The following is a 26,902-nucleotide window of genomic DNA, read 5'->3' as shown; positions in this document are numbered from 1 at the left end:
ACCGTCCGACGCTGTCAGGGGTGAGACACCTTCGCACGACCATCCTCTGGAGCCCTCCCATGCGCATCGCCCACGGCCTCGTCGCCGTCCTCGCCCTGGCCCTCCCCGTGCTGGCCGTGCCGCCGGCCCACGGATCGGCCCCAGCGGCCACGGTGGTGGCGCAGGCGCCGTACCCGGGGCACGGCGCGGCGTCGACGGCCGTGTCGCAGGACGGGCGGACGCTGGTCGTCGAGACCAGGGCCGGCCTGACGTCGTACGCGATCGGGCCGAAGGTCGTGAAGCGCCTCGGCACCACGGCGATCCCCGGGAACGCCTACCAGAGCAAGATGCTGCTCAGCCCCGGGGGCCGCTACCTCTACGTGGTCCAGGAGAACGTCGCCCGGGGGGACCTGAAGATCTTCGCGCTGAACGGTGGGGCGCCGCGGCTGGTGCGGACGCTGTCGCTCGCATCGGTCATCCACGACCCGAAGGACCGCTTCTTCCGCGACGCCACGCTGACTCCCGACGGCCGACGGCTGCACCTGCTCGGACAGGGGTTCGTCCAGGTGCTCGTCGTCCGGGACCCGAGGCACCCGGTGTCGGGTTCGCGCACCGACACGTTCGCCGGGGCCTCGACGATCACCGCCACGGCTGACGGGAAGCACGTCGTGGTCGGGTACGGCGCCGACGAGCCGCGCGTGGCGCGCTACCTGCTGCGCACCGCGACGAAGCTCAAGCTCGAGACGACGGCTCCCGTGGTCGTCCCCGGCTGGGAGGGGCGCACCGACCGCACCTGGATCAGCAAGCTGCTCCCGGGCTCGGGCGGTGGCTCGGTCCTGGTCCAGCTCGGCAGCTACTACGACGAAGGCGGGGAGTCCGCTCAGGAGAAGACCGCGATCGCCCGCATCCGCGTCGGCGACCTGGGAGTGGCGGCCGCCACGGTGCCGAACGACAGCGCGAAGCAGCTCTTCCTGGAGGACCTGAGCAGCAACGGCCGTCGGGTCTACCTCACCTCCGGGCACACGACCGACGAGCCCGAGCTGCTGCCGCGCACCGCGCTGTGGACGGACTCGACGACCCTCCGCGCCCGGCATCCCCTCGGCAGGCTGGGCGACGTGCGCTCGCTCTCGGTCTCTCCGGGCGGCTCCACCCGCGACCGGCTGCTCGCGGCCGTGGTCCGGGGCGACCGGCACCTCGTGCTCGAGGTCGACCCACGCTGATCCCGTCGATCCTTTGATCGATCCAAGAGTCTCGCGGTAACGTCGGCGGGTGCGTGCTATCCGTCGATTCACCGTCCGTCCCGTCCTGCCCGCCGCGCTCGCCCCGCTGGGCGATCTCGCCGGCAACCTGCGCTGGTCCTGGCACCCGCAGAGCCAGGACGTCTTCGCCTCCGTCGACCCCGACCTGTGGGAGTCGACGGGGCGTGACCCCGTCAAGCTGCTGGGCGCCGTCGGCCGGGCCCGGCTCGACGAGCTGGCCGCCGACAGCGGCTTCCTGGCGGCCCTCGGTGCGGCGCACGACGACCTCACGGCGTACCTGACCGGCGACCGCTGGTACCAGCGCCGCCTCGCGGCTGGCGTCGACGGCCCGAAGGCGATCGGCTACTTCTCGCCGGAGTTCGGCATCACCGCGGTGCTGCCGCAGTACTCCGGCGGCCTCGGCATCCTGGCCGGCGACCACCTCAAGGCCGCGAGCGACCTCGGTGTCCCGATCATCGGCGTCGGCCTGCTCTACAAGCACGGCTACTTCAAGCAGTCGCTGTCCCGCGAGGGCTGGCAGCAGGAGACCTACCCGGTCCTCGACCCCGACGGGCTGCCGATCTCGCTGCTGCGCGAGGAGAACGGCGAGCGCGCGACGATCAGCATCGCGCTGCCCGACGGCCCCGAGCTGCTCGCCCGGATCTGGGTCGCCAGCGTCGGCCGGGTGCCGCTGCTGATGCTCGACACCGACGTCGAGGGCAACCCCGACCACTACCGCGAGGTCACCGACCGCCTGTACGGCGGCACCAGCGAGCACCGCCTGCGCCAGGAGCTGCTGCTCGGCGTCGGCGGCGTCCGCGCGCTGCGCGTCTTCTCGCGGATCACCGGCCACGCCGCCCCCGAGGTGTTCCACACCAACGAGGGCCACGCCGGCTTCCTCGGCCTGGAGCGGATCCGCGAGCTGACCGTCGCCGAGGACGGCCCGAAGCTCGACTTCGACACCGCCCTCGAGGTGGGTCGCGCGTCGACCGTGTTCACCACCCACACGCCGGTGCCCGCGGGCATCGACCGCTTCGCGCGGACCCTGGTCGAGCAGTACTTCAGCGACGCGGGCGCGACCCCCGGCGTCCCCGTCGAGCGGATCCTCCCGCTCGGCAGCGAGGACTACGAGGGCGGCGACCCGTCGGTCTTCAACATGGCGGTGATGGGCTTCCGGCTCGCGCAGCGCGCCAACGGCGTCTCGCGGCTCCACGGTCACGTCAGCCGCGAGATGTTCAACGGCCTGTGGCCGGCCTTCGACGAGGCCGAGGTGCCGATCGGGTCGATCACCAACGGCGTGCACGCCCCGAGCTGGGTGGCCCGCGAGGTCATCGAGCTGGCGACCAGTCAGGGCGCCGACCCCGAGTCCGACGACACCGAGTCGTTCTGGGCCGCGGTCGACAAGGTGTCCGGTGCCGACATCTGGGCGACCAAGCGTGCGCTGCGCGAGCGCCTGGTGATCGACGCCCGCAAGCGGCTGGCCCGGTCCTGCGAGAAGCGCGGCGCCGCGAAGGCCGAGCTCGGCTGGATCGACACCGCGCTCGACCCCGACGTGCTGACCATCGGGTTCGCCCGCCGCGCCGCGTCGTACAAGCGGCTCACGCTGATGCTGCGCGACCCCGAGCGGCTCAAGCGCCTGCTGCTCGACCCGGAGCGTCCGGTCCAGCTCGTGATGGCCGGCAAGGCGCACCCGGCCGACGACGGCGGCAAGAAGCTGATCCAGGCGATCGTCCAGCTCGCCGACGACCCCGAGGTGCGGCACCGGATCGCCTACCTGCCCAACTACGACATCGCGATGGCGCAGCCGCTCTACCCGGGCTGCGACGTCTGGCTGAACAACCCGCTGCGGCCGTACGAGGCCTGCGGCACCTCCGGCATGAAGGCCGCTCTCAACGGCGGCCTCAACCTGTCGATCCTCGACGGCTGGTGGGACGAGTGGTACGACGGCCAGAACGGCTGGGCGATCCCGTCCGCCGACGGCGTCGTCGACCCCGACCACCGCGACGACCTCGAGGCCAACGCGCTCTACGACCTGATCGAGAACGAGGTCGCGCCGCGCTTCTACGACGTCGACGCCGAGGGCGTCCCGACCCGCTGGCTCGAGATGACCCGGCACACGCTGAAGTCGCTCGGCCCGAAGGTGCTCGCCACCCGGATGGTCAGCGACTACGTGCGCCAGCTCTACGCGCCGGCCGCGACCACCGCCCGCCGCCTCAACGCCGACTACGCCGGCGCCGTCGAGCTGGCCGCCTGGAAGAAGAAGGTGAAGGCGGGCTGGCCCGGCGTACGTGTCGAGCACGTCGAGAGCAGCGGCGTCGGTGACGCCCCCGAGGTGGGCGACACGATGAGCGTGCGGGCCTTCGTCGCCCTCGGCGACCTGTCGCCCGCGGACGTCGACGTGCAGCTCGTGCACGGGCGCAGCAACGGCGAGGACGACCTGGTCGACACCGCCGTCCTCTCGCTGCAGCCCGCCGAGTCCTACGAGGCCGGCCGGCACCGCTTCGACGGCGACGTGGTCCTCGACCACTCGGGGTCGTTCGGCTACACGGTCCGGGTCGTGCCCCGCAACGACCTGCTCACCTCGCCCGCCGAGCTGGGCATCGTCGCCCTCCCGTAGGGGTCGAATCGAGACTTCTGACGCTTGAGTCGAGACTTATCTCGGGATTCAACCGTCAGAAGTCTCGACTCAACGGGTCAGCGGGGGCCGATGGCGGCCGCCGCGTTGCAGTCTCCTCAGACTTCCCGCAGGACGACGACCGTACGGCGACCGAGGGCGATCCGGTCCCCGGCCTGGACGCGCGTGCCGACGGGCAGCCGGAAGTCCGTGGAGACGACGACCTCGCCGGTCTGCACCCAGTCGTTCTCGGGCAGCGAGATCTTGGCGGGCAGCCAGCCCGCGTTGAACCAGAGGATGAAGGACTTGTCCACCTGCTGCTCGCCGTGCCGGCCGGGGGCGCGCAGCGGGGCGCCGGAGACGAACATCCCGATCGTGCGCAGGTCGGGGTCGTGCCAGTCGGCGTCGGTCATCTCGCGTCCCGACGGGTGCAGCCAGGCGAGGTCCTTCGGCCCGCCGCGGATCGTGGGCCGGCCCTCGAACCAGTGCCGCTGGCGCAGGGCCGGGTGCTCGCGGCGCAGGCGTAGCGCGGCCTTGGTGATCTCGTAGACGTCGAGCCACGCGTCGTCCGGGCTCCAGTCGATCCACGAGAGCTCGTTGTCCTGGCAGTAGGCGTTGTTGTTGCCCCGCTGGGTGCGGCCGCGCTCGTCGCCGGCGGTGATCATCGGGACGCCGTTGGACAGGCAGAGGGTCGCCATCATGTTGGCGGTCTGACGCCGGCGCACGGCGACCATCGCGGGGTCGTCGATCTCGCCTTCGTGGCCGAGGTTCCACGACCGGTTGTTGTCGGTGCCGTCGCGGTTGTCCTCGCCGTTGGCCTCGTTGTGCTTGCTCTCGTAGGTGACCAGGTCGCGCGCCGTGAAGCCGTCGTGGGCGGTCACGAAGTTGATCGAGTTGTACGCCGAGCGCCCGTCGTCGGCGTACAGGTCCGACGAGCCGGCGAGCCGGGTCGCGACGGTGCTGTTGCCGGAGGAGTGGTTGCGCCAGAAGTCCCGGATCTCGTCGCGGTACTGGTCGTTCCACTCGACCCACGGCGGCGGCATCCGGCCGACGAGGTAGCCGTCCATCGAGGCGTCCCACGGCTCGGCGATCAGCTTCACGTGCCGCAGCACCGGGTCCTGGCCGATCGCGACGAGCAGCCGGCAGTTCATGTCGATGTCGTAGCCGGTGCGGGTCAGCGCCGACATCAGGTCGAAGCGGAAGCCGTCGACGTGCATCTCGGTCACCCAGTAGCGCAGCGAGTCGAGGATCAGCCGCAGCGCCAGCGGGTCGTTGGAGTCGACGGTGTTGCCGCACCCGGTGACGTCCCAGTAGGTGTCGTCCCAGGTCTCGGCGCCGGTCTCGGGGTCGACCGTCGGCTTGACCCGCTTGTAGAAGCCGCGGTCGTCGAGCCCGCGGAAGGAGATCGTCGGGCCGAGCGCGCCGCCCTCGGCCGTGTGGTTGTAGACGACGTCGAGGATGACCTCGATGCCGGCGGCGTGCAGCGACTTCACCATCTGCTTGAACTCGGCGACCTGCTCGCCGCGGTCGCCCGCCGAGGAGTAGGAGGCGTCGGGGGCGAAGTAGCTGATCGTGTTGTAGCCCCAGTAGTTCACGAGCCCGCGCTCCAGCAGCGCCGGCTCCGAGAAGAACTGGTGCACCGGCAGCAGCTCGACCGCCGTGACCCCGAGGTCGCGCAGGTACTCGACGACCGCGGGGCTCCCGAGCCCGGCGTACGTCCCGCGCTGCTCCTCGGGCACCCGGTCGTGCAGCTGGGTGAAGCCCTTGACGTGCAGCTCGTAGATGACGGTGTCGCGCCACCGCCGGCGCATCGGGGTGTCGCCCTCCCAGTCGAAGGACGGGTCCACGACCACGCTCCGCGCGGTGTACGGCGCGGAGTCCTGCTCGTCGCGCAGGGTCGGGTCGGCCAGGTCGTAGCCGAACATCGCCGGCTTCGGCGTGAAGGTGCCGGAGGTCGCGAGGGCGTACGGGTCGAGCAGCAGCTTGTGCGGGTTGAACCGCAGTCCGGCGGCCGGGTCCCACGGACCGTCGACCCGGTAGCCGTACCGCACCCCCGGCCGCAGGTCCGGGATCGCGCCGTGCCAGATGCCGAGCGAGCGCTCGGTGAGCTGGTGCCGGGTCTCGACGTCGTCCTCGTCGAAGACGCAGACCCAGCACTCGGTGGCGTTGGGGGAGTAGACCGCGAAGTTCGTCGACTCGGGTGACCAGGTGGCGCCGAGCGGCCAGTTGCGCCCGGGCCAGACCCGTGCGCGCTGTCCGAGGTGGGTCCAGATGCCAGGGGTCACGGGCGGCATTCTTCCCGATGGTGGCAGCATGCCGGGGACGGACCCGAGAAGACCAGACACGAAGAGGTGGCAGACGATGGGCGAGTTCGTGCGACTCGAGGTGGCCGACGGCGTCGGAACGATCCGGCTGGACCGGCCGAAGATGAACGCGCTCAACGTCCAGGTGCAGGAGGAGATCCGCGCCGCGGCCGTCGAGGCCACGGAGCGTGACGACGTCCGGGCGGTCGTCGTGTACGGCGGCGAGCGGGTCTTCGCCGCTGGCGCCGACATCAAGGAGATGGCCGACATGTCGTACACCGACATGGTCAAGCGCTCCGGCCCGCTCCAGTCGGCCCTCGGCGCCGTCGCGCGGATCCCCAAGCCGGTCGTCGCCGCGATCACCGGCTACGCCCTCGGCGGCGGGTGCGAGCTGGCGCTGTGCGCCGACATCCGGATCGCGGCCGACAACGCCACCCTGGGCCAGCCCGAGATCCTGCTCGGCATCATCCCCGGTGCCGGTGGCACGCAGCGGCTGACCCGCCTGGTCGGCCCGAGCAAGGCCAAGGACCTGATCTTCACCGGCCGGTTCGTCAAGGCCGACGAGGCGCTCGCCATCGGGCTCGTCGACCGGGTCGTGCCCGCCGACAGCGTGTACGACGAGGCGCTGGCCTGGGCGAAGCAGTTCAGCGGGGCCGCGTCGTACGCCCTCCGGGCGGCGAAGGAGAGCATCGACCGCGGCTCGGAGGTCGACCTCGAGACCGGCCTGGAGATCGAGCGGCAGCAGTTCGCGGCCCTCTTCGCGACCGAGGACCGCTCGATCGGGATGGCGTCGTTCGTGGAGAACGGTCCCGGCAAGGCCGAGTTCGTCGGCCGATGAGCGCGCGTCCGAGCAGCCGTTTGACGCGACCCTTCCGCGGGGACGATGTCGCGCGTGAGAACCCCGGGAGCTGACGTGGCCGAGCGCAAGAAGGGGCGCGGCGGCGCCGCCGCGCTGCGGGTCCAGCTGGCCCGCCTGATCTGGCTCGCCGCCGTCGTCTGCGCGCTGTTCCTGGCCGTCGGCGCGCTCCTGATCGCGCTGGACGCCAACCAGGACAACGTCCTCGTGGGCTTCGTCCTCGACGTCGCCGACGTGATCGACCTGAACGTGTTCTCCCGCGACAACGGCATCTTCACCTTCGAGGGTGCCGACGCCGCGACCAAGAGCGCACTGGCCAACTGGGGCCTGGGCGCGATCGCCTACCTGGTGGTCGGCCGGATCCTGGAGCGCATCGTCCGACCGTGACCTGTCCGACCGTGACAGCGTCGCTGTGACATAACCGACCCCGGACCGAGTTTCGGCGCGTCGTACGCGACGGTAGCCTCACGAGCACATCCGAGACCACAGGAGGGGCCGTCCCGGCCACACCACCATGAACATTGTCGTCTGTGTGAAGTACGTTCCCGACGCCACTGCCGACCGGCAGTTCGAGTCGGACAACACCGTGGACCGCGTCGGCGTCGACGGGCTCCTGTCGGAGCTCGACGAGTACGGCGTCGAGCAGTCGCTCCAGATCAAGGAGAAGGCCGGGGACGACACCACCGTCACCGCCCTGTGCGTGGGTCCGGAGAAGGCGCTCGACGCGGTGCGCAAGGCGCTGCAGATGGGTGCCGACAAGGGCGTCCACGTGATCGACGACGCCATCGCCGGCTCCGACGCCGCGGCCACCTCGCTGGTGCTCGCCAAGGCGATCGAGAAGCTCGGCGCCGAGACGCCGGTCGACCTGGTCGTCGGCGGCCTGGCCTCGACCGACGCCGGCATGAGCGTCGTCCCGGCGATGCTCGCCGAGCGCCTCGGCCTGCCGCAGGTCACGCTGGCCTCGGTGGTCGAGTTCCAGGGCGACCAGGTGCGCATCAAGCGCGACGGCGACACCGCCACCGAGGTCGTCGGCGGCACCATGCCGCTGGTCCTCTCGGTCACCGACCAGTCCGGCGAGGCGCGCTACCCGTCGTTCAAGGGGATCATGGCCGCCAAGAAGAAGCCGCTCGAGACCTGGTCGCTGAGCGACCTGGGTGTCGACGCCGGTGAGGTCGGCGCGGACGCCGCGTGGACCGAGGTCGTCGAGACCACGGCCCGCCCGCCGCGCACCGCCGGCGAGATCGTCAAGGACGAGGACGGCTCGGGCGCCAAGGCGCTGGCCGACTTCCTCGCCTCGAAGAAGTTCATCTGAGGAGCGACTGATGTCTGAAGTTCTGGTAGTCATCGACCACGTCGACGGCGCGGTCAAGAAGCCGACGTACGAGCTCCTCACCATCGCGAAGCGACTCGGTGAGCCCTCGGCCGTCTTCATCGGCCCGGCCGACAAGTCCGGCGAGGTGGCCGACAAGGTCAAGAAGTACGGCGCCGAGAAGGTCTACGTCATCGACGACGCGCAGCTGAAGGGCTACCTCGTCGCCCCCAAGGCCGAGGCGCTGCAGCAGCTCGCCGAGAAGTCCTCTCCGGCCGCGATCCTGATCCCGTCCTCCGCGGAGGGCAAGGAGATCGCCGGTCGCCTGTCGATCAAGCTCGAGTCGGGCCTGATCACCGACGCCGTCGACGTGCAGGAGGGCCCGGTCACGACGCAGAGCGTCTTCGCCGGCAACTTCACCGTCCAGGCGAAGGTCACCAAGGGCACCCCGATCATCACGGTCAAGCCCAACTCGGCCGCCCCCGAGGAGGCCGAGGGTGCCGGTGCCGTCGAGGAGTTCTCGCCGACCATCTCCGACGCCGCCAAGACCGCGCAGATCGTGGCTTCCCAGCCGCGTCAGGCCACGGGTCGTCCCGAGCTCACCGAGGCCGCGATCGTGGTCTCCGGTGGCCGTGGCACCGGCGGCAACTTCGAGCCGGTCGAGGCCTTCGCGGACGCGCTCGGCGCGGCTGTGGGCGCCTCGCGTGCCGCCGTCGACTCGGGCTGGATGCCGCACAGCTTCCAGGTCGGCCAGACCGGCAAGACCGTCTCGCCGCAGCTCTACGTCGCCAACGGCATCTCCGGTGCGATCCAGCACCGCGCCGGCATGCAGACGTCGAAGACCATCGTGGCCGTCAACAAGGACGAGGAGGCCCCGATGTTCGAGCTCGTCGACTTCGGTGTCGTGGGTGACCTGCACACGGTCCTCCCGGCCGCCACCGAGGAGATCAACAAGCGCAAGGGCTGATCCACAGCCTCATGGACGGGTCGTCCGCCTCTCCGCTACCCCCGGGTGCGCGCGAGGCGGGCGACCCGTTGCCGTTGCGGGTGCACCAGCGCGGGGCGCTCGCCGCGCTCGAGTCCGCGTGGGACGCCGGCCGCACCCGAGCCTGGATCGTGCTGCCGCCCGGCGGCGGCAAGACCCGGGTCGGACTCGAGACCGCGGCCCGGCACCTGGTCGACGGCACGGTCTCGAAGGCCGTGGTGCTCAGCCCCAACACGGCCATCCAGGGCCAGTGGGTCGGCGCGGCCGCCGAGCTCGGTCTCACCGCCGGCGACGACCGGGAGCTGAGCGCCGAGCTGACGTCGCTGACCTACCAGGCCGTCGCGGTCTTCGACGCCGATGACGAGGTCGCCGACGACCCCGAGGACGCCTCGTCGCAGCTGGCCCGGCTGCACCCCAACGGTCGCGCCCTGGTCGAGCGGCTCCGCTCGACGCCCGGGCTGCTGCTCGTGCTCGACGAGTGCCACCACCTGCTCGAGGTCTGGGGCGAGCTGCTGGCGGAGCTCCTCGCGGAGCTGCCCGACTCCTGGGTGCTGCGGCTGACCGCGACACCGCCGGCGACCCTGGACGCCGACCAGGCGCGGCTCGTCGACGACCTCTTCGGCGGGATCGTCTTCCAGGCCGGTGTCCCGGCACTGGTGCGCGAGGGCGACCTCGCGCCGTACCTCGAGCTCGCGCACCTCGTCACGCCCACCCCGCACGAGGAGGAGTGGCTGGCCGAGGAGGCGACCCGCTCCACCGAGCTCACCACGCGGCTGATGGACCCGGAGTTCGGGTCGCTGCCCTTCCTCCAGTGGCTGGACGAGCGGTTCGTGACGGCGGAGCCCCGGGTCGAGGTCGCGCCCGAGCAGCTCGACGCGGCGCTCCGGCTCCACTTCGCCGGCATGCTGGCGCTCCCGCCGGGCGCGGTCCTCTCCGAGCGACACCGCCGACCGCCGACGCCGGCGGACTGGGTCGCGCTCGTCGACGACTGGCTGGTGCGCTGCGTCGTTCACAGCGAGGACCCACGCGACCACGACGTCCTGGGCGTCGTACGCCGGGCGCTGCCCGCGGTCGGCTACGTCTGGACCCGGCGCGGGATCCGGGTCGGGCGCTCGACCGTCGACCGGGTGCTGGCGCGCTCGCTCGCCAAGACGACCGCGACCGTGGGGCTGGTCGCGCAGGAGTGGGACGTCCTCGGCGACCACGCGCGGGTGCTGGTGCTCTGCGACCACGAGCGCGCGACCGCGATCGTGCCGGAGGCCCTCGACGGGGTGCTCGACGACCAGGAGGGCTCGGCCCGCTCGGTGATCACGGCCCTGGTCGGCGATCCCGCCACGGCCGGGCTGGACCCGCTGCTGGTCACCGGCTCGACGGTGGCGGCGGGGGAGAGCACCCTGCGCGCGCTCGTCGAGCACGTGCGCGGCACCGACCCGGGGCTCGCGGACGCGCTGGTGGTCGAGCCGGGCGTCGTGGCCACCCTGACCGGTCCGTGGAGCAGCCGGCGCTGGGTGCCGCACGTGACCCGCTTCTTCGAGGCCGGCGGCTCGCGGGTGGTCGTCGGCACCCGGGGCCTGCTCGGCGAGGGCTGGGACGCCCGCCGGATCAGCACCCTCGTCGACCTCACCACCGCGACGACGAGCACGGCCGTCGTCCAGACCCGTGGCCGCGCGCTCCGGGTCGACCCGGGCTGGCCGGAGAAGGTCGCGCTCACCTGGTCGGTCGTGTGCCTCACCGAAGCGCACCCGCGCGGCGGCCAGGACTGGGACCGGCTGGTGCGCAAGCACGTCGGCTTCCAGGGCATCGACGCCGAGGGTGACGTCGTCGACGGGGTCGGCCACCTGGACGCGTCGTTCTCGCCGTACGTCCCACCGGCGGTGGCCGACCTCGGCACCCTCAACGCGCGGATGGGCGAGCGCGCCCGGGACCGGCAGGCGATCCGGGCGTGGTGGCGGATCGGGGAGCCGTACGTCGACCAGGTGCGACCGACGCTGCGCGTGCGTGGCCGGGTCACCGCCTCGGCCCAGGTCGCCGGCCCGCCCGCGCCGCCGCCCGTCGTGGTCGGTGCGGACGGCGTGCTCGTGCGCGGCGCGCTGCCCGTGGCGCCCGGTCCGTTCGTCCTTCGGCAGCGCCGCCGTCGCATGGTCGGGTGGCGCGATGACGTGCTGCGGCCGGTGCTGGTGGCGCCGTCGCTCCAGCAGCTCGGCGCCGCCGTCGCCGACGGCCTGCTCGCAGCCGGGCTCGGCGGCACCGGCAGCGCGGGGGTCGTCGTGGAGCAGCACCCGAGCGGCGAGTACCGCTGCCGTCTGGACGGCGCGGACGAGGCCTCGTCCTGGCTGTTCACCGAGTCGCTGGAGCAGCTGCTCGAGCCGATGGCCGGTCCTCGCTACGTCGTGGCGCGCTACGTGCTCGGCCCCGACGACGTACCTCCGCCGGGCTTCTGGGCGACGGTTCGCGGCGCCTCCGCCGTACGCCGCGCGATCCTGCGGGCCCGTCCGTCGGGCGTGGTGTGGCACCCGGTGCCGACCGCGCTGGGGGTCAACGCCGCGCGGGCGGGGGCGTTCGCGGCGGCGTGGGACCGCTGGATCGGACCGAGCGAGCTGCTCTACACGGGATCCCCGGAGGGCGCCGGCGTGCTCGCGGCGCAGCGCGGTGACGACCCGTTCGAGGCCACCACGGTCATCCGCACGCACTGGTCCTAGGGTCGTCCGGGTGGAGTTCGCGTCGCTGGAGCCGCTCGAGGGCGGCTGGTCCGGTGAGACCTTCGTGGCCGAGGCAGGCGGCGAGCGGACCGTCGTCCGCATCTACGGCGGCAGGCGCGGCCCCGCGGCACACGAGATCGACGCCGCGGTGCTCCGGCTGGTGCGCGGCCTGCTGCCCGTCCCGCTGGTGCTGGAGGTACGTCGCGCCGCCGGCGAGATGCCGGCGCTGCTGGTGACGGAGTTCCTGCCCGGCGTCCGTGGCGACCTGCTGCTGCCGACCCTGGACGACGACGGCCTGCGCCGGGTGGGGGAGTCGGTCGGCCGGATCGCCGGGACCCTGGGCGGGATGCCGATGCTCAGCCGCGGGATCTTCGCCGACGGCGAGCTCACGGTGACGCCGTACGACGTCGGGCTCCCCGAGTCGCTCGGTGAGCTCGGCGCGGCCGCGGAGGCGCTCCTGGACGAGGAGACCCGCACCTGCCTGGTGCACAGCGACCTCAACCCCAAGAACCTGCTCCTCGACCCCGACACCCTCGCGGTCACCGGCGTCCTGGACTGGGAGTTCGCGCACGCCGGCCACCCCTTCACCGACCTCGGCAACGTGCTGCGGTTCGACCGCGAACCGGCGTACGTCGACGCCGTGCTGGGGGCGTACGCCGAGCTCCGCGGCACGCCGCCCGAGCGCGCCCTCGAGCTGGCCCGCTCGGCCGACCTCTATGCCCTCGCCGAGCTGGCCTCCCGCGCCGGCCAGAACCCGGTCGCCGACCGCGCCGCCCGCCGCCTCGGCGCGATCGTCGCGACCGGCGACCTCCACGCCACCGAAGGTTGAATCGAGAGTTATGACGGTCGAGTCGGGAGTTCTGTACGCCGAAAGTCCCGATTCAACCGTCACAACTCTCGATTCAACCCGTGGAGGACTCAGCCGGTACCGCCGTACCCCTCATCCTTGATGATTCCGACCTGGGTCACGGTCACCTTGCGGTCCTCGCGCGTGCCGCTGAGCCGGATCTTGCGGAGCGCCACGTTGTTGGTCGTGGAGCTCTCGACGAGGTTGCCGTCGGGGTTGGCGGCCACCGAGATGAAGTAGACGCCGTTCGGGAGCTTGTCGACCCGGAAGGACTGGCCGGCGCGGTACTGCGTGTAGGTGTCGCCCCAGCCCGCTGCCAGCACCTCACGGATGCTCAGCGACGTGTAGTCGCCGCACGAGGTGGCGAGGTCGGTGTTCTCGGGCTTCCAGGCCGCGCCCGGGACCGTGAGGTCGACCGCGTCCGTGTTCGCGAGGCAGAACGCCTCCTTCTTCGACACGGTGGCCGTCGACTTGTCCTTGCGCAGCAGGGAGTAGCGGGCGAAGTCCTCGAAGTGCCAGTGCTGGTGCGACGGCTTCGGGTCCCAGTGCATGTGCCCGACGTCCTGGTAGCCGGTCTGGGTGCCGTCGGCGTCGAAGAAGTACTGGTAGGCGTCCATCAGGTCCTTGCCGCGCTGGCGGAAGCCGTCGACGACCAGCGGGCTGTCGCCGGCGTTCCAGACCGTGGCCGAGAAGCGCAGGTAGCGGCCGTTCTTCGACAGCGAGATGCCCCACGCGGGCAGCGAGCGCAGGTCCGGGGTGGGACCCGTGACGCGACGCTGCTGGGCGCCGGTCGGACGGTGCGCGGCGGGTGCGGCGATGCGACCGACCGGGGTCGGCTCCGACTCGCTGGCGCCGTCGCCCTCACCCTCACCCTCGCCGTCCGACTTCACGACCAGCTTGACCGTGCGGGTCGACTGGGCCGCCGTGAGGCCGAAGAGCGCGGCGTACCGCGGGACCACCTGGACGCGGACCCGGTAGGTGCCGGGGTCGAGGCGCAGCGGGCGGTCGCTCGAGAGCAGGCTCGTCGACCAGCCTTCCTGGACACCCTGGACCGAGCCGAGGCTGAACGGGTTGTTCCAGCACCCCGAGGGGTACGGCGAGGTCGGCTCGGCGTCGGGGCGGACCCGCTCGGTCCAGCCGTTGAAGCAGACGTCGCGGGTGGCGGTCACCGCCTTTCCGTGCGCGGGCTTGATCGAGAGCCGGACGAGGTTGCGCACGCCGGAGAAGTCCTTCATCGCCCCGGTCGGCAGCGCCACGTCGCCGGCCGACGAGCGCCACACGGTCCGGATCGGCTCGGCGTACGACGACCGCGTCGACCAGAGCTCGAACGGCTCGCCCTTCGCGACCACCCGCAGGCCGAGGTCGGTCCAGGCGCGGTGCCGGTAGGAGTACGCCGTCACCGTCTTCGGCGCCCACAGCGTGAACGGCGCGGTGACGGGGGCGGCGGCCCGCCGGTGGGTGTCGGGTCCGGCGTCGGCCGGCACGGTGGCGAGCAGCGGGACACTCAGCGCGAGGGCGGAGGCGAGGGCGAGGGAGCGGAGCACGGGAGTCCTTCCTGGGCGGTGGTCGACAGTACGACGCGGGCGGGCCGGATTCGGTTGCCTGCGCGTCAAGACGAGCCCCATGTCGCGCCCGGCCGGAACTACGCTCGGACCATGACCTCGCACGACGTGATCCTCGTGGCCGAGCGGGCCCGGGCGGCCAGCCACGGCCTCGCCCTGGCGACCCGCGCCCAGAAGGACGCCGCGCTGCACGCCATGGCCGACTCCCTGCTCGCCCACGAGGGCGAGATCCTGGCCGCCAACGCCGAGGACGTAGACCGAGCCGAGAGCGGCGGCACGCCGCCCAACATCGTCGACCGGCTGCGGCTCACGCCCGAGCGGCTGGCCGGCATGGCCGAGGGGCTGCGCGACGTCGCCGCCCTGCCCGACCCGGTCGGCGAGGTCGTCCGCGGCAGCACGCTGGCCAACGGGCTGGAGCTGCGCCAGGTGCGGGTGCCGTTCGGGGTCGTCGGGATGATCTACGAGGCGCGCCCGAACGTGACCGCCGACGCGGCCGGCATCTGCCTGAAGTCCGGCAACGCCGTCCTCCTGCGCGGCAGCTCGAGCGCCCGCTCCAGCAACGCCGCGATCGTGGCGGCGCTGCGCTCTGCCATCGAGGGGGTGGTGGAGGGTGCCGGCATCGAGCCGGACGTCGTCCAGCTGGTGCCCGGCGACAGCCACGACAGCGTCAAGGCGCTGATGCGCGCCCGCGGCCACGTCGACGTCCTGATCCCGCGCGGGGGAGCGGGCCTGATCCGCTCCGTCGTCGAGGAGTCGACGGTGCCCGTCATCGAGACCGGCGTCGGCAACTGCCACGTGTACGTCGACCGCGCCGCCGACCTCGACAAGGCGCTCGCCATCGTGCTCAACGCCAAGACCCACCGCACCAGCGTGTGCAACGCCGCCGAGTCGCTGCTCGTGCACGCCGACGTCGCCGACGCCTTCCTGCCGCGCGTCGTCGCCGCCCTCCAGGAGGCCGGCGTCACGGTCCACGGCGACGCCGCGTTCCAGGCCCACGACGGGGTCGTCGCGGCCACCGACGAGGACTACGCGACCGAGTACCTCTCCCTCGACATCTCCGCCGCCGTCGTACCCGACCTCGACGCGGCGATCGCCCACATCCGGCGCTTCTCCAGCCAGCACACCGAGGCGATCGTGACCGAGGACCTGGCCGCGTCCCGACGCTTCACGGCCGCCGTCGACTCCGCCGCGGTGCTCGTCAACGCGTCGACGCGGTTCACCGACGGTGGCGAGTTCGGCTTCGGCGCCGAGATCGGGATCAGCACCCAGAAGCTGCACGCGCGCGGGCCGATGGGGCTGCCCGAGATGACGTCGACCAAGTACGTCGTCACCGGCGACGGCCACGTCCGCTGAGGCCGGTAGGGTGTCGACCATGAACGCGCTGCTCACCGTGCTCCACACGGAGAACCCGAACGTGCCGAACCACTGGCTCATCGGCGGGATCACCCTGGCCATCCTGCTGGCCCTGATCCTGGCTCTGCTCGCCTTCGGCGCGGGACGCGAGCACAGCTGACCACCCAGCGCGTGCCGGGCACCCGCCGGGTCGGGGTCATGGGCGGCACCTTCGACCCGATCCATCACGGTCACCTCGTGGCCGCGTCGGAGGTGCAGGCGTGGTTCGACCTCGACGAGGTCGTCTTCGTGCCGACCGGTGACCCGTGGCAGAAGTCGGACCGCGACGTCTCGCCCGCCGAGGACCGCTACCTGATGACCGTCATCGCGACGGCCGCCAACCCCCGCTTCAACGTCTCCCGCGTCGACATCGACCGGCACGGACCGACGTACACGATCGACACGCTGAAGGACCTCAAGACCCGGTTCCCCGACGCCGAGCTCTACTTCATCACCGGAGCCGACGCGCTCGCCGACATCTTCACCTGGCGCGACGCGGAGGAGCTCTTCGCGCTCGCCCAGTTCGTCGGGTGCACCCGACCCGGCTACGAGATGGACGACGGCACGCTCGCGGGCATCCCGGCCGACCGGGTCACCATCGTGGAGATCCCCGCGCTGGCGATCTCCTCCACCGACTGCCGCAACCGCAAGCGCCGCGGCGAGCCTGTCTGGTACCTCGTGCCCGACGGCGTCGTCCAGTACATCGCCAAGCACGACCTGTATCCCACCAAGGACCTCGCATGACCGCCACCGACCACGCCATCGAGCTCGTCACCGCCGCCGCCCGCGCGGCCTCCGACAAGCTCGCCTCCAACATCATCGCCTTCGACGTCAGCGAGCAGCTCGCGATCAGCGACGCCTTCGTGCTCGCCTCGGCGAGCAACGACCGCCAGGTGAAGTCGATCGTCGACGAGATCGAGGACAAGCTCCGCGAGATCGGCGCCAAGCCGCTGCGCCGCGAGGGCGAGCGCGACGGGCGCTGGGTGCTCATCGACTACGGCGAGATCGTCGTGCACGTGCAGCACGAGGAGGAGCGCCAGTTCTACGCGCTCGAGCGGCTGTGGCGCGACTGCCCGTCGATCCCGCTGCCCGCCGACGTCGTCTCGCATGAGCGCTGAGGTCGGCACGGGGTCCCGCCGCCTGATCCTGCTCCGCCACGGCCAGACCGCCTGGAACGCCGCCCGGCGGGTCCAGGGCCAGCTCGAGGCCGAGCTCGACGACTCCGGTCACCGCCAGGCCGCCGCGGTCGCGGTCGCCGTTGCCGCCATGGCGCCGGCCGCCCTGTGGTCCTCCGACAGCGTGCGCGCGCGCCAGACCGCGGCGTACGTCGCCAAGGAGACCGGCCTCGACCCGACGTACGACGCGCGCCTGCGCGAGTACTTCCTCGCCGACCGCCAGGGCCTCACCCACGACGAGTACGCCGCGCTCGCGCCGGAGGAGTTCGCCGCCTTCCGGCTCGGCGACTTCGACGTGGTGCCGGGCGGCGAGACCGCCGCGCAGGTGTCTGGTCGCGTCATCGCGGCCGTCGGCGACCTGCTCGCCTCGATCGACCCCGGAGAGCTCGCGGTGGCGGTGTCCCACGGCGCCGCGATCCGTGACGCCGTCCCGGTCCTGGTCGGCTGGCCCGTCACCGAGCGGGCCGCCCTCCACGGCCTCGACAACTGCGCCTGGGTCGAGCTCGACCAGCCCGCCCCGGGGGCCGCGTTCCGGATGCGGGCCTACAACCGGGTCGTTCCCGCCTGACGGGCCTGCCTTCCGGACCCCGATTTCGCTTCGGGCCGGACGGTTGGCTAGTATTCCGCGAGTTGTCACCCCGCCGGTCTGGTCACAGATCTGCGGAGCAGCAATGGGGCTGTGGCGCAGCTGGTAGCGCACCTGCATGGCATGCAGGGGGTCAGGGGTTCGAATCCCCTCAGCTCCACCGATCGGAAGCCGCCTTCGGGCGGCTTTCGGCATTTCTGGGGGTCTTGCGTCTGCCGGGTGCGCCGGGCGCAGCTGGTAGCGGCTCTGCCTGTCCTGGGCATGGCATGCAGGGGGTCAGGGGTTCGAATCCCCTCAGCTCCACCGATCGGAAGCCGCCGGTCACCGCGCTGCGCGCGTGGAGGTACGCCGGGCCGCGTCCTGCGCGGGCATGGTCGGGAGCGGCTCCTCGACCACGCCGACCCCTACCCCGATGTTCCAGGCGTCGGCATTTCTGGGGGTCTTGCGTCTGCCGGGTGCGCCGGGCGCAGCTGGTAGCGGCTCTGCCTGTCCTGGGCATGGCATGCAGGGGGTCAGGGGTTCGAATCCCCTCAGCTCCACCGATCGGAAGCSGCCTTCGGGCGGCTTTCGGCATTTCTGGGGGTCTTGCGTCTGCCGGGTGCGCCGGGCGCAGCTGGTAGCGGCTCTGCCTGTCCTGGGCATGGCATGCAGGGGGTCAGGGGTTCGAATCCCCTCAGCTCCACCGATCGGAAGCNTCGGCATTTCTGGGGGTCTTGCGTCTGCCGGGTGCGCCGGGCGCAGCTGGTAGCGGCTCTGCCTGTCCTGGGCATGGCATGCAGGGGGTCAGGGGTTCGAGTCCCCTCAGCTCCACCGAAGCAGAAGGCCGATCTCCGCTGGGGATCGGCCTTCTGGCATTTCTAGCGTGCTGCCGTTCCGGCGCAATTGCGCCGCAATGGCGTGGGCGGCGGGTGGCGTGCCGTCGTTCCAGCGCAATTGGGCTGGACGGTCGCCCCTCAGACGGACCGCCGGGCCAGCCAGGTGTCGAAGGTCCGCACGAACGTCTCGTGGCTGGCCACCATCGCGCCGGGGTTTCCCGGGATCCTCAGGATGTGGTCGCCGGCGACCACGAGCTGCTCGCCGGGCAGGGCGTCCAGCACCTCCTGGCTGAAGTACGGGTCACGGTCGCCGATCACCACGAGCTGCTCGGCGGGGTACGACGTGAGCGCCGCCGCCGCGTCCGGCTCGGTGAGCAGAGGAGTCAGCCACGCGGCCTCGTACCCGAGCGCGGCCGCCGCCTCGGCCGCCAGGGTGCCGAGCGACTTCGCCACGACCAGCACCCGCCCGTCGTACCCCGCGACGGCCGCGGTCAGCTGGTCGCCGACCCAGGCGACCTCGTCGTCGTCGCTCTCGAAGCGCGGCGGCTCCCACCAGACCTGCCGCACCTCCCACGACCGCATCAGCGCGGTCTGGGCGGCGAAGAACAGCAGCGGCCCGTCGGGGGTGTAGACGCGCCCCGGCAGGACCACGACGCGACCGACGGGCGCGGCGTCGGGGTGGTGGTCGGCGTACCGGCTCATGGTCACGTGCGAGCCGGAGCGCTCAGTCGTCGCTCTCGGTCTGCTGCGCGGACTTCCGGCGCTCGAGTCGCCAGTGGATCTCTCCCGTGTGCGGGTGTCGCCACTCGCGCATCCGGTACTCGAACCCGGGCAGCAGCACGATCGGGATCGGATCCGGTGATGCCGGCGCCACCGCCCCCACCACGATCTTCGCGTCCGTCGGGATGAACGGAGACTGCGCCGGGATCGGCTCGGTCTTGATCTCGACGGGGTCTCCATACGGGCGCGGCATGCGTCGGACGCTATCAGTCCCTTAGGGACGGCATAGCGGCGATTTAGCGCTCGAATAGAGAACGGATAGAGTACGCACCAATGACCTCCGAGATCCCGGAGGTCGGGGGGCCCGCTCGGCACCGACCCGAGATCGGCGCGGTCATCGCCCGATCGGTCGGACCGGCGGGCGCGTCGTGAGCCGCGAGGCTCGACTCATCGAAAGCAAGGAACCACCATGCACAAGAAGAAGATCGCCCTGGCTGCTGTGGCCACCGGTGTGGCTGTCGTCGCGGTCGGCGTGGGCGGCGCGGACGCCGCTGGTCTGATCGGTTCCAGCGACATCAGGGACGGCAGCGTCCACCGCGCCGACCTGAGCGTTGGCGTGAACAAGGCGCTGGACAACGTGGGCCAGGACGGCAAGAACGGCAAGAACGGCGCTACTGGCAAGGACGGCAAGGACGGCAAGGACGGCAAGGACGGCGTCGCCGGCCTGTACTACCGCACGGCCGTCTACGGCGCGAACAGCGCGGCCGACCCGTCGGTGGGCGTCAACGCCGGCGCGATCGCCACGGTCGCCTGCGACGCCCCGGACGACACCGCCGTTGCCGGCGGCGTGCAGACGATCGGCCTCGGTGGTCACCCCGCGGCCGTCGCCTCGTCCTTCCCGGGCCGCATGGACTGGTCGACCAACACGCCGAAGGCGAACCGGCTCGACGGCTGGATCGTCCAGTTCGACGCGCAGAACTCGCCCGAGAAGGCCAACATCTGGGTCCTCTGCGCCCAGGACACCTCGGTCGAGCGGGCTCTGGTCCCGATCTCCTGATCCGGCGCACCGGCCGCGAGCGGTCCGCGCCGGAGCACAGGGCGCCACCCGGTCCTGCTCATCAACGGGTCTCGGACCGGTCCCGCGTCATGCGGGACCGAGGGCGTGCCTCCCGACACGGGGTGGGGGGCACGCCCAGCCCACGGGCGAGGTGCCGACGGCGCACGACCGCGACCCCGACGATCGCATCGAAGGAGAGCCATCCCATGAGTGCCCGCGAGCCGCTGCGCGGCGTCCCGGCCTCGGTCGAGCAGGCGACGCACGCGGTCGCGTCGGCCGCGGCGAAGCTCGGGCTCGACCTCAGCTCGCACGATGCAATGAGTCTTGCGACGGCGGCACTGACCTCGTTCGACCTGCTCGTCGTCGTCGAGGACGAGACATCCGTGGGCATGTGGTCGGTCCAGGAGACGCGCGACGCCCTGCGACGGCGTCTCCGCGACCGGGCTGCTGTGCAGGCCCTGGACGAGGGATACGCCATCATCGCGTGCCAGTCCGAGTCGGTCGTCGGCCTCGGGTCGGTCGGGGAGACCCTGCCGCTCACGGAAGCGGCGAGCGCTGTCGTCACCCACACCTACCAGGCGCGATTCCTGCTCCGCGGATCGGCGCCGCGTCTGGACGAGGACGACGGCGAGCGGAACGAGCCGGGAGCCTCGACATGTGTACCCGAGAAGACGTACGGGCCGCTCCGCCCGGTCTGAGTCGTTCGACCGGCCGATGCGCAGCGCGGGCTACCGTGCAGGGATGGGCAGGTGTCCCGAGTGCGGGCACACGGCGAAGGCGGCGCGGACGTCGTGGATCGCCCGGCTGTGGGGCGTGCGGCCGCACTGTCCCGAGCCGGCGCCGAGGGCGGAGTCGCTCGCGCCCGACTGCGGCTGCACGAACCCCTGGCACGTCGCCGGCACCTGAGTCGCTCACCGTGCCACCATCGGGCGGGTGCGCCACGAGCAACGGATCCCACGTCGTACGCCGGAGTCGCGCGCCTTCGCGGAGCGCACCCGGGTCGTGATGAACCTGACCGCACGCCTCAACGCCCTGCCGTTCGACGACCTCGAGGGACGGCGGGCGCTGCTCGCCGAGATCTTCGGCGGTCCGGTGCCGGACTCGCTGACGGTGCTGCCACCGTTCTACTGCGACCACGGGCTGGGGGCGTCGTTCGGGGAGCAGGTCTTCATCAACCAGGGCTGCTACTTCCTCGACCTGGGCGGCATCTCGATCGGCGACCGGGTCCTGGTCGGGCCGCGGGTGACGCTGAGCACGGCCGGCCACCCCGTCGAGCTCGACGAGCGGTACGACGCCGTCACCCACGCGCCGATCGTGATCGAGGACGACGTCTGGATCGGTGCGGCGGCGACCATCACGCCCGGGGTGACCATCGGCCGGGGATCGGTCGTCGGCGCGGGCGCCACGATCGCCCAGGACGTGCCGCCGATGAGCGTCGTGACCGGGACCAGCGCGGTCGAGCGCCGCCGCCTGCGACCGGAAACTCGCGCGACTCGGGGAGGGGAGTCGGGGCAGAGTTCTCCCTGATGCTGACTGCCCTGCTGCGCCACGCGCGCCCACCGTCTCCGCTCGCGGGCCGGCTGTCCGTCCAGTCCCTGCTCTTCGCCCTCGGCGAGGGCACGTTCATGACCGGGTCGGCGGTGTTCTTCACCCAGATCGTGGGGCTGTCCGCGGCGCAGGTCGGCCTCGGCCTGACGTTCGCGGGCATCGCCGCGTTCCTGGCCGCCTTCCCGATGGGCAAGCTGGTCGACCGGTTCGGGCCGAAGAAGATGTGGGCGGTCAGCGCGACCGGGCAGGCGGCGATGTTCGCGGTGTGGCCGCTGATCACCGACTTCCAGGGCTACGTCCTGATGGCCGTGGGGATGGAGGTCATCGGCTCGCTCGGGGGTGCCGCCCACGGGGCGTACACGATCGACGTGCTGCCGCCCGACGAGCGCGTCCGGTCGCGCGCCTACATGTACTCGGCGCTCAACGTCGGCTTCACGCTCGGCTCCCTCATCGGCGGCATCGCCCTCGCCTTCCACTCCAACGACCTGCTGCACGCGCTGCCGTGGTTCACGGCAGCGGTGTTCCTCGTCAACGCCCTCGCGATCAGCCGGCTGCCGCGGGCGCCGCACGACGACCGCACGCCGGAGGACCGCAAGGTCAAGGTCCCCGGGCCGGGTCCGATGCGCAACCTGGGCTGGCTGCTGACGTCGTTCTTCACCGGTGTCTTCTGGACCAACCAGGTGCTGCTCAACATCGTGATCCCGCTGTGGCTGGTCGAGCAGACCGACGCCCCGCGGGTGCTGCTGGCGTTCCTCTTCGGCACCAACACGGTGATGTGCATCTTCCTCCCGATGGCGGCCGCCCGCGGTGTGGAGGACGTGCCGTCGGCGCTGAAGGCCGTCCGGATCTCCTCGACGTTCTTCGTCGTCTCCTGCCTGATCACCCTCGCGACCCACGACACCGTCGGCTGGACGACGATCGCGCTCGTGTGGCTCGGACACGTCACCGTGACCGGCGCCGAGCTCTACCTCTCCGCCGCGACCTGGGCGCTCGAGGCCGAGCTCATGGACCCGCGACAGCGCGGTGCCTACAACGGTGCCGCAGAGCTCAGCGGCACCCTCGGCAAGGTCTGGGCGCCGGCGGTCTACACGTTCCTCGCGATGCACTGGGGCGCGTCCGGCTGGCTGGTCATCGCCGGCATCATCGTGGTCGCCACCGTCGCGATCCACCCCTCGACGAGCCTCGCTCGACGCTTCCTCGAGCAGCACGTCCCGGCTGACGTCCTCGCCGACGCCCGGGCGTCCACCCACGACGCCGAGGAGGAGATCGCGACCGGCCCGCCCACGCTGATCGGCTCCGACGTACCCGCGGTCGGACCGTCAGGCGACGTCACCGGCTGAACCGCCGGTCCGTCGGTTGAAGGACACCCGCAGGACGACGACGAGAGCCGCGTAGCCGCCCACCAGGACCAGCGAGTTGGCCAGCGCCGACACCACCTTTGCGTGCGTCACCGGGTCCCGGTCGGCGAAGAAACGTAGTCCGACCGGCAGGCACCCGAACCAGACGAGGACCAGGTTCGCGACGCCGGCGGCACCGCGGGCGATCCAACGCCGGCCGCGGGTGCGGACCGAAGCCTCGACGATGGCCGCGGGCACAGTCAGCAACCAGGCGAACACCAGGATCATCGGGTCCATCAGCAGCATCGGCAGCGGGTCCTCGCTCGTCAGGCCGTACTCGCGGACCTGGGACCAGACGAACCACGCGAACGAGCCCACCGCTACCGCGACGTGGGTCATCCACGGCAGTCGGGCCCGCTGCTGGCCATCGTCTCCTGCTTCTCGGCCGGTCACGCGTCGATCGTCGCCGCCACGGCACGGGGTGCGCGTGAGTACGCGACCTCATCCGGACCCGACCGGCCCGACACTCAGGAGCTGTCGGGCTACGAACCCCCGGCGGGGAGCTCCTCGAGCATCACGTCCGGGTTGTCGCGGGCGGTGGTGCCGGCCCGCCACTTGTCGACGAAGAGGGCCAGGTAGGTGCCGTCCGAGCGCTGCAGGACCTCGCAGCCGCGGGCGCCCGAGAGGGCGGTCGCGCCGGCGGCGTCGGTACGACGCGCGAGCTGGTAGTCCAGCCGGGACAGGCGGATGGGTGAGTTGAACTCGTTGGTCATCCGCTCCTGGACGACCTCGAACTGCATCGGGCCGACGGCGGCGAGCACCGGGGACTGGTCGCCGCGGAGGTCGGAGCGGAGCACCTGGACGACGCCCTCCTGGTCGAGCTGCTCGATGCCGCGGCGGAACTGCTTGTAGCGGCCGATGTCGGCCGCGGTCGCGGTCATGAAGTGCTCGGGCGCGAAGGACGGGACCGGCGGGAACTCGATCCGGTCGCCGACGTACATCGTGTCGCCGACGCGAAGCGCCTGGGCGTTGACGAGGCCGATGATGTCGCCGGGGTAGGCGTGCTCGATCGAGGAGAGCTCCCGGCCGAAGACGGCCTGGGCGTACTTCGTCGCGAACGGCCGGCCGGTCGCCGCGTGGGTGACGATCATGCCGCGGTCGAACTCGCCGGAGACGACCCGGGCGTAGGCGACTCGGTCGCGGTGCGCGGCGTTCATGCCGGACTGCACCTTGAAGACGAAGGCGCTGAAGTCGTCGGAGACCTCGCGCACCGAGCCGTCGACGCCGGGCGTCGCGTGCGGTGCGGGGGCGAGGTCGAGGAGCAGCTCGAGGAGCTGCGCGACGCCGAAGTTCTGGAGGGCGGAGGCGAACATGACCGGCGTCGTACGACCGGCCAGGAACTGCTCCTGGTCGTGGTCGGCGTCGTCGGCGGAGAGCAGCTCGTGCTCCTCGACGGCGTCCTGCCAGACCGCCAGGTCCGCCTCGCCGACGTCCGCCGCCGGCATCCGTACCTCGGGCGCGCGGGTGGCGCCACCTGCCGTGCGGGTGTACTTCACGAACTCGCCCGTACGCCGGTCCAGCACGCCGCGGAAGTCGCCGGCCTCGCCGACAGGCCAGGTCAGGGGAGTGGGGCGCAGCTTGATCTGCTGCTCGATCAGGTCCATCAGCTCCAGGGCGGCGAGGCCGGGCCGGTCCCACTTGTTGATGACCGTGATCACCGGGATGCCGCGCAGCGCGCAGACCTTGAAGAGCTTGAGCGTCTGCGGCTCGAGGCCCTTGCCCGCGTCGACCAGCATCACGGCCGAGTCGACCGCGGACAGCACGCGGTAGGTGTCCTCGGAGAAGTCGCTGTGGCCGGGGGTGTCGACCAGGTTGACGACGTGGTCGCGGTAGTCGAACTGCAGTGCCGCCGACGTGATCGAGATGCCGCGCGCCTTCTCCATCTCCATCCAGTCCGAGACCGTCGCGCGGCGTCCGCCCTTGCCGTGGACGGCGCCCGCCTCGGTGATCACCCGCGCGTGCAGCGCGAGCGCCTCGGTGAGGGTGGACTTGCCGGCGTCAGGGTGGCTGATCACCGCGAACGTACGGCGGGGGCGGTTGTCGGACACCCGGAGAACTTACCGGCCTTCCTACCCAACATCGTGCGCGGTGTCCCCGGCGCTGGTTGAATTCCGCTGACAGACGCAGATCTCGGAGGGGGACCCATGGCACGTCGTTCGTCGGTGGACCGTGAGGACGGCGGCGTCGTCGGCCAGGAGGGCCGGGTCACCGGCACCGTCGGCCCCGGTCTCGTGGGTGAGGTCATCCTCCCCGTGCGCGGCGGCAGCGAGGCGTTCAACGCCTACCCGTACGTCGGCACCGACACGATCCCGATCGGCACGCTCGTCCGCGTCATGTCCTACACGCAGCCCCGCATCGTCTTCGTCTCCGCAGCGATGTAACGAACCGTCCAGGTCCGTCCAACAGAGAGCAGCCGATCAACCGTGTCCTCCATCCTGGCCATCGCCGGCACCGCCGTCGCGGCCCTCGTCATCCTCGTCGTCGCCTTCAAGCTGGTCTGGCGCGTCGCCGAGCCCAACGAGGCGCTGATCATCTCGGGCCTGGGCGCCCACGGGGAGAGCTCGGCCGACATGCCGGGTGACACCGGTCGCGGCTTCAAGATCGTCGTCGGGCGCGGCACGGCCGTGATCCCCGGCTTCCAGACCGTGCGCCGCTTCTACCTCGGCCTGCGGACGACGACCCTGACCGTGAAGGCGCCGTCGAACCAGTCGATCCCGCTGACGGTGAAGGGCGTGGTCGTCTTCAAGGTCGCCGACGACAAGTCCAGCATCGCCAACGCCGCGCGCCGGTTCCTGGAGCAGACCGAGGACGTCCTGGTCGGCACCATCCACGAGCTGTTCGCCGGTCACCTGCGCGCGATCGTCGGTGGCCTCTCGGTCGAGGACATGCTGCACAACCGGGAGTCCCTGACCAGCGCGATCCGCTCGTCGCTGGCCGACGACCTCGGCAAGCTCGGCCTGATCGTCGACTCGCTGCAGATCCAGGAGATCGACGACGAGGTGGGCTACATCAACAACCTCGGCAAGCCCCAGGCCGCGGCGATCGAGGCCGCCGCCCGCATCGCCGCGGCACAGCGCGACCAGGAGGCCACCCAGGCCGAGCAGGTCGCCGACGCCCGCAAGGCCGAGGCCGTCCGGCAGTCCCAGATCGAGCAGGCGGCCTACCAGGCCGACGTCGACAAGGCCAAGGCCGAGTCCGCCCAGGCGGGTCCGCTGATGCAGGCCCAGGCGCGCCAGGAGGTCGTCCGCGCCGAGACCGCCGCGGCCGAGCTCGACGCCCAGCGCCAGGAGAAGGTGCTCAACACCGAGGTCCGCAAGCCGGCCGACGCCGAGGCCTACCGCCAGGTCACCATCGCCAACGCGGAGCGCGACGCCGCGATCGCCCGCGCCCAGGCCGAGGCCCAGCAGACCACCCTGACCGGCAACGCGGAGGCCGAGGCCACCAAGGCGACGGGTGACGCGGAGGCCGAGGTGATCCGGGCCAAGGGCCTGGCCGAGGCCGCCGGCATCAAGGCGCGGGCCGACGCGCTCGCCGAGAACCAGGACGCCGTCATCGCGCAGATCATCGCCGAGCGCTACCCCGAGATCGTGGCGGCCGGCGCCCAGGCGATGGCGAACGTCGACAACATGGTCGTCCTCAACGGCGGCGACGGCGTCGAGGACCTGCTCGCCAAGGCGATGACGATGGGCGGCGCCGGGCTCGGCATCGCCCAGAGCCTGATCGCCTCGATCACGTCCGGCTCGACCGCGGGCACGGACACGAGCGACCCGGAGACGGCGGGCGCCAGCGTTTCTTGACTCGTTCAAGAAAGCGCGCAAGA

Annotated in this window: 26 protein-coding genes and 1 tRNA gene; 21 read left to right on the top strand and 6 right to left on the bottom strand. The window is 71.7% G+C overall.

Annotated elements, in window-relative coordinates:
* Window positions 1-59: 59 nt before the first annotated feature.
* Together ASC77_RS06890 and glgP are read left to right on the top strand one after the other, a co-directional pair.
* Entirely contained in the window at window positions 60-1,199 is a 1,140-nt protein-coding gene (locus tag ASC77_RS06890) for a hypothetical protein (RefSeq protein ID WP_056150373.1), read from the top strand.
* 49 nt (window positions 1,200-1,248) lie between these two features.
* On the top strand, window positions 1,249-3,834 hold the full coding sequence (gene glgP / locus ASC77_RS06885) for an alpha-glucan family phosphorylase (protein ID WP_056150371.1): 2,586 nt from the start codon (window positions 1,249-1,251) through the stop codon (window positions 3,832-3,834).
* A gap of 116 nt (window positions 3,835-3,950) precedes the next feature.
* On the opposite strand, the gene glgX is transcribed toward glgP, so the two are convergent.
* Window positions 3,951-6,125: a glycogen debranching protein GlgX gene (gene glgX / locus ASC77_RS06880; RefSeq protein WP_414813162.1), complete on the bottom strand. Its 2,175-nt coding sequence runs from the start codon at window positions 6,123-6,125 to the stop codon at window positions 3,951-3,953.
* 67 nt (window positions 6,126-6,192) lie between these two features.
* Between glgX and ASC77_RS06875 the strand changes: the two genes are divergently transcribed.
* The 6 genes from ASC77_RS06875 to ASC77_RS06850 all read left to right on the top strand — a co-directional run bounded on the left by ASC77_RS06875 (window position 6,193) and on the right by ASC77_RS06850 (window position 12,812).
* Window positions 6,193-6,972 carry an enoyl-CoA hydratase/isomerase family protein gene (locus tag ASC77_RS06875; RefSeq protein ID WP_056150369.1) on the top strand — a complete coding sequence of 260 codons (780 nt, stop codon included), beginning with the start codon at window positions 6,193-6,195 and terminating at the stop codon, window positions 6,970-6,972.
* 54 nt (window positions 6,973-7,026) lie between these two features.
* Window positions 7,027-7,377, top strand: coding sequence for a hypothetical protein (locus ASC77_RS06870; protein WP_235547524.1), 351 nt, complete (start codon window positions 7,027-7,029; stop codon window positions 7,375-7,377).
* Between the two features lie 145 nt (window positions 7,378-7,522).
* On the top strand, window positions 7,523-8,302 hold the full coding sequence (locus tag ASC77_RS06865; RefSeq protein WP_235547523.1) for an electron transfer flavoprotein subunit beta/FixA family protein: 780 nt from the start codon (window positions 7,523-7,525) through the stop codon (window positions 8,300-8,302).
* 10 nt (window positions 8,303-8,312) lie between these two features.
* Window positions 8,313-9,266, top strand: a complete 954-nt coding sequence (locus tag ASC77_RS06860; RefSeq protein ID WP_056150362.1) for an electron transfer flavoprotein subunit alpha/FixB family protein — start codon at window positions 8,313-8,315, stop codon at window positions 9,264-9,266.
* 11 nt (window positions 9,267-9,277) lie between these two features.
* Window positions 9,278-11,983, top strand: a complete 2,706-nt coding sequence (locus ASC77_RS06855; protein ID WP_082574540.1) for a DEAD/DEAH box helicase — start codon at window positions 9,278-9,280, stop codon at window positions 11,981-11,983.
* 10 nt (window positions 11,984-11,993) lie between these two features.
* Window positions 11,994-12,812, top strand: coding sequence for a phosphotransferase family protein (locus ASC77_RS06850; RefSeq protein ID WP_056150360.1), 819 nt, complete (start codon window positions 11,994-11,996; stop codon window positions 12,810-12,812).
* An 89-nt stretch (window positions 12,813-12,901) separates the two neighbouring features.
* On the opposite strand, the gene ASC77_RS06845 is transcribed toward ASC77_RS06850, so the two are convergent.
* Window positions 12,902-14,374, bottom strand: a complete 1,473-nt coding sequence (locus ASC77_RS06845) for a lysyl oxidase family protein (protein ID WP_056150358.1) — start codon at window positions 14,372-14,374, stop codon at window positions 12,902-12,904.
* 111 nt (window positions 14,375-14,485) lie between these two features.
* Between ASC77_RS06845 and ASC77_RS06840 the strand changes: the two genes are divergently transcribed.
* From ASC77_RS06840 to ASC77_RS06820, 6 genes are all read left to right on the top strand, one after another.
* A complete protein-coding gene (locus tag ASC77_RS06840; RefSeq protein ID WP_056150356.1) occupies window positions 14,486-15,745 on the top strand; it encodes a glutamate-5-semialdehyde dehydrogenase in 1,260 nt (419 codons plus the stop codon).
* A gap of 19 nt (window positions 15,746-15,764) precedes the next feature.
* The gene (locus ASC77_RS27135; protein WP_200944924.1) at window positions 15,765-15,905 is read left to right on the top strand and encodes a hypothetical protein; all 141 of its coding nucleotides are present in this window, start codon (window positions 15,765-15,767) and stop codon (window positions 15,903-15,905) included.
* 11 nt (window positions 15,906-15,916) lie between these two features.
* Window positions 15,917-16,528 (top strand): nicotinate-nucleotide adenylyltransferase, encoded by a 612-nt coding sequence (gene nadD, locus ASC77_RS06835; protein ID WP_268788405.1) that lies wholly within the window; start codon window positions 15,917-15,919, stop codon window positions 16,526-16,528.
* Window positions 16,525-16,902, top strand: coding sequence for a ribosome silencing factor (gene rsfS / locus ASC77_RS06830; protein WP_056150354.1), 378 nt, complete (start codon window positions 16,525-16,527; stop codon window positions 16,900-16,902). Before nadD ends, rsfS begins: the two co-directional genes overlap by 4 nt.
* Complete coding sequence (locus tag ASC77_RS06825; RefSeq protein WP_056150352.1) at window positions 16,892-17,527, top strand: histidine phosphatase family protein; 636 nt, start codon at window positions 16,892-16,894, stop codon at window positions 17,525-17,527. The genes rsfS and ASC77_RS06825 overlap by 11 nt, the downstream gene beginning before the upstream one ends.
* Window positions 17,528-17,632: 105 nt before the next feature.
* A tRNA-Ala gene (locus ASC77_RS06820) sits at window positions 17,633-17,705 on the top strand.
* 793 nt (window positions 17,706-18,498) lie between these two features.
* Here ASC77_RS06820 and ASC77_RS06815 read toward each other — a convergent pair.
* The gene (locus tag ASC77_RS06815) at window positions 18,499-19,062 is read right to left on the bottom strand and encodes a hypothetical protein (protein WP_156390966.1); all 564 of its coding nucleotides are present in this window, start codon (window positions 19,060-19,062) and stop codon (window positions 18,499-18,501) included.
* A 22-nt stretch (window positions 19,063-19,084) separates the two neighbouring features.
* Complete coding sequence (locus ASC77_RS06810; RefSeq protein ID WP_056150348.1) at window positions 19,085-19,333, bottom strand: hypothetical protein; 249 nt, start codon at window positions 19,331-19,333, stop codon at window positions 19,085-19,087.
* A gap of 216 nt (window positions 19,334-19,549) precedes the next feature.
* Here ASC77_RS06810 and ASC77_RS27390 point away from each other — a divergent pair, with 216 nt between their 5' ends.
* The 5 genes from ASC77_RS27390 to ASC77_RS06790 all read left to right on the top strand — a co-directional run bounded on the left by ASC77_RS27390 (window position 19,550) and on the right by ASC77_RS06790 (window position 23,025).
* Window positions 19,550-20,137 carry a hypothetical protein gene (locus tag ASC77_RS27390; RefSeq protein WP_056150346.1) on the top strand — a complete coding sequence of 196 codons (588 nt, stop codon included), beginning with the start codon at window positions 19,550-19,552 and terminating at the stop codon, window positions 20,135-20,137.
* A gap of 206 nt (window positions 20,138-20,343) precedes the next feature.
* Window positions 20,344-20,835, top strand: a complete 492-nt coding sequence (locus tag ASC77_RS06800) for a hypothetical protein (protein ID WP_056150345.1) — start codon at window positions 20,344-20,346, stop codon at window positions 20,833-20,835.
* A gap of 43 nt (window positions 20,836-20,878) precedes the next feature.
* On the top strand, window positions 20,879-21,043 hold the full coding sequence (locus ASC77_RS26925; RefSeq protein WP_162249796.1) for a hypothetical protein: 165 nt from the start codon (window positions 20,879-20,881) through the stop codon (window positions 21,041-21,043).
* 27 nt (window positions 21,044-21,070) lie between these two features.
* On the top strand, window positions 21,071-21,664 hold the full coding sequence (locus tag ASC77_RS06795; protein ID WP_200944927.1) for a sugar O-acetyltransferase: 594 nt from the start codon (window positions 21,071-21,073) through the stop codon (window positions 21,662-21,664).
* The gene (locus tag ASC77_RS06790; RefSeq protein WP_235547522.1) at window positions 21,664-23,025 is read left to right on the top strand and encodes an MFS transporter; all 1,362 of its coding nucleotides are present in this window, start codon (window positions 21,664-21,666) and stop codon (window positions 23,023-23,025) included. Before ASC77_RS06795 ends, ASC77_RS06790 begins: the two co-directional genes overlap by 1 nt.
* On the opposite strand, the gene ASC77_RS06785 is transcribed toward ASC77_RS06790, so the two are convergent.
* Complete coding sequence (locus ASC77_RS06785; protein WP_156390965.1) at window positions 23,005-23,475, bottom strand: hypothetical protein; 471 nt, start codon at window positions 23,473-23,475, stop codon at window positions 23,005-23,007. The genes ASC77_RS06790 and ASC77_RS06785 overlap by 21 nt on opposite strands.
* Before the next feature lie 89 nt (window positions 23,476-23,564).
* Window positions 23,565-25,130: a peptide chain release factor 3 gene (locus ASC77_RS06780; RefSeq protein WP_056150340.1), complete on the bottom strand. Its 1,566-nt coding sequence runs from the start codon at window positions 25,128-25,130 to the stop codon at window positions 23,565-23,567.
* A 96-nt stretch (window positions 25,131-25,226) separates the two neighbouring features.
* On the opposite strand from ASC77_RS06780, the gene ASC77_RS06775 reads away from it, so the two are divergent.
* Complete coding sequence (locus ASC77_RS06775) at window positions 25,227-25,463, top strand: hypothetical protein (protein WP_056150338.1); 237 nt, start codon at window positions 25,227-25,229, stop codon at window positions 25,461-25,463.
* Window positions 25,464-25,505: 42 nt separating this feature from the next.
* A complete protein-coding gene (locus tag ASC77_RS06770; protein ID WP_082574537.1) occupies window positions 25,506-26,879 on the top strand; it encodes a flotillin family protein in 1,374 nt (457 codons plus the stop codon).
* The last annotated feature ends 23 nt before the right edge of the window (window positions 26,880-26,902 follow it).

The organism is Nocardioides sp. Root1257 (genome assembly GCF_001425175.1).
In the GTDB taxonomy this organism is placed as follows: Bacteria; Actinomycetota; Actinomycetes; order Propionibacteriales; family Nocardioidaceae; genus Nocardioides.
This window is presented reverse-complemented; position numbering and strand designations above follow the sequence as displayed.

Bases quoted from the DNA above. Each gene is read 5' to 3' on its own strand.
- ASC77_RS06790 (WP_235547522.1), top strand. From the start codon at position 21,664: ATGCTGACTGCCCTGCTGCGCCACGCGCGCCCACCGTCTCCGCTCGCG.
- ASC77_RS06815 (WP_156390966.1), bottom strand. From the start codon at position 19,062: ATGAGCCGGTACGCCGACCACCACCCCGACGCCGCGCCCGTCGGTCGC.
- ASC77_RS27135 (WP_200944924.1), top strand. From the start codon at position 15,765: ATGAACGCGCTGCTCACCGTGCTCCACACGGAGAACCCGAACGTGCCG.
- ASC77_RS06890 (WP_056150373.1), top strand. From the start codon at position 60: ATGCGCATCGCCCACGGCCTCGTCGCCGTCCTCGCCCTGGCCCTCCCC.
- rsfS (WP_056150354.1), top strand. From the start codon at position 16,525: ATGACCGCCACCGACCACGCCATCGAGCTCGTCACCGCCGCCGCCCGC.
- ASC77_RS06800 (WP_056150345.1), top strand. From the start codon at position 20,344: ATGAGTGCCCGCGAGCCGCTGCGCGGCGTCCCGGCCTCGGTCGAGCAG.
- ASC77_RS06810 (WP_056150348.1), bottom strand. From the start codon at position 19,333: ATGCCGCGCCCGTATGGAGACCCCGTCGAGATCAAGACCGAGCCGATC.
- ASC77_RS27390 (WP_056150346.1), top strand. From the start codon at position 19,550: ATGCACAAGAAGAAGATCGCCCTGGCTGCTGTGGCCACCGGTGTGGCT.
- ASC77_RS26925 (WP_162249796.1), top strand. From the start codon at position 20,879: ATGGGCAGGTGTCCCGAGTGCGGGCACACGGCGAAGGCGGCGCGGACG.
- ASC77_RS06855 (WP_082574540.1), top strand. From the start codon at position 9,278: ATGGACGGGTCGTCCGCCTCTCCGCTACCCCCGGGTGCGCGCGAGGCG.
- ASC77_RS06775 (WP_056150338.1), top strand. From the start codon at position 25,227: ATGGCACGTCGTTCGTCGGTGGACCGTGAGGACGGCGGCGTCGTCGGC.
- ASC77_RS06840 (WP_056150356.1), top strand. From the start codon at position 14,486: ATGACCTCGCACGACGTGATCCTCGTGGCCGAGCGGGCCCGGGCGGCC.
- ASC77_RS06875 (WP_056150369.1), top strand. From the start codon at position 6,193: ATGGGCGAGTTCGTGCGACTCGAGGTGGCCGACGGCGTCGGAACGATC.
- ASC77_RS06860 (WP_056150362.1), top strand. From the start codon at position 8,313: ATGTCTGAAGTTCTGGTAGTCATCGACCACGTCGACGGCGCGGTCAAG.
- glgX (WP_414813162.1), bottom strand. From the start codon at position 6,125: ATGCCGCCCGTGACCCCTGGCATCTGGACCCACCTCGGACAGCGCGCA.
- ASC77_RS06825 (WP_056150352.1), top strand. From the start codon at position 16,892: ATGAGCGCTGAGGTCGGCACGGGGTCCCGCCGCCTGATCCTGCTCCGC.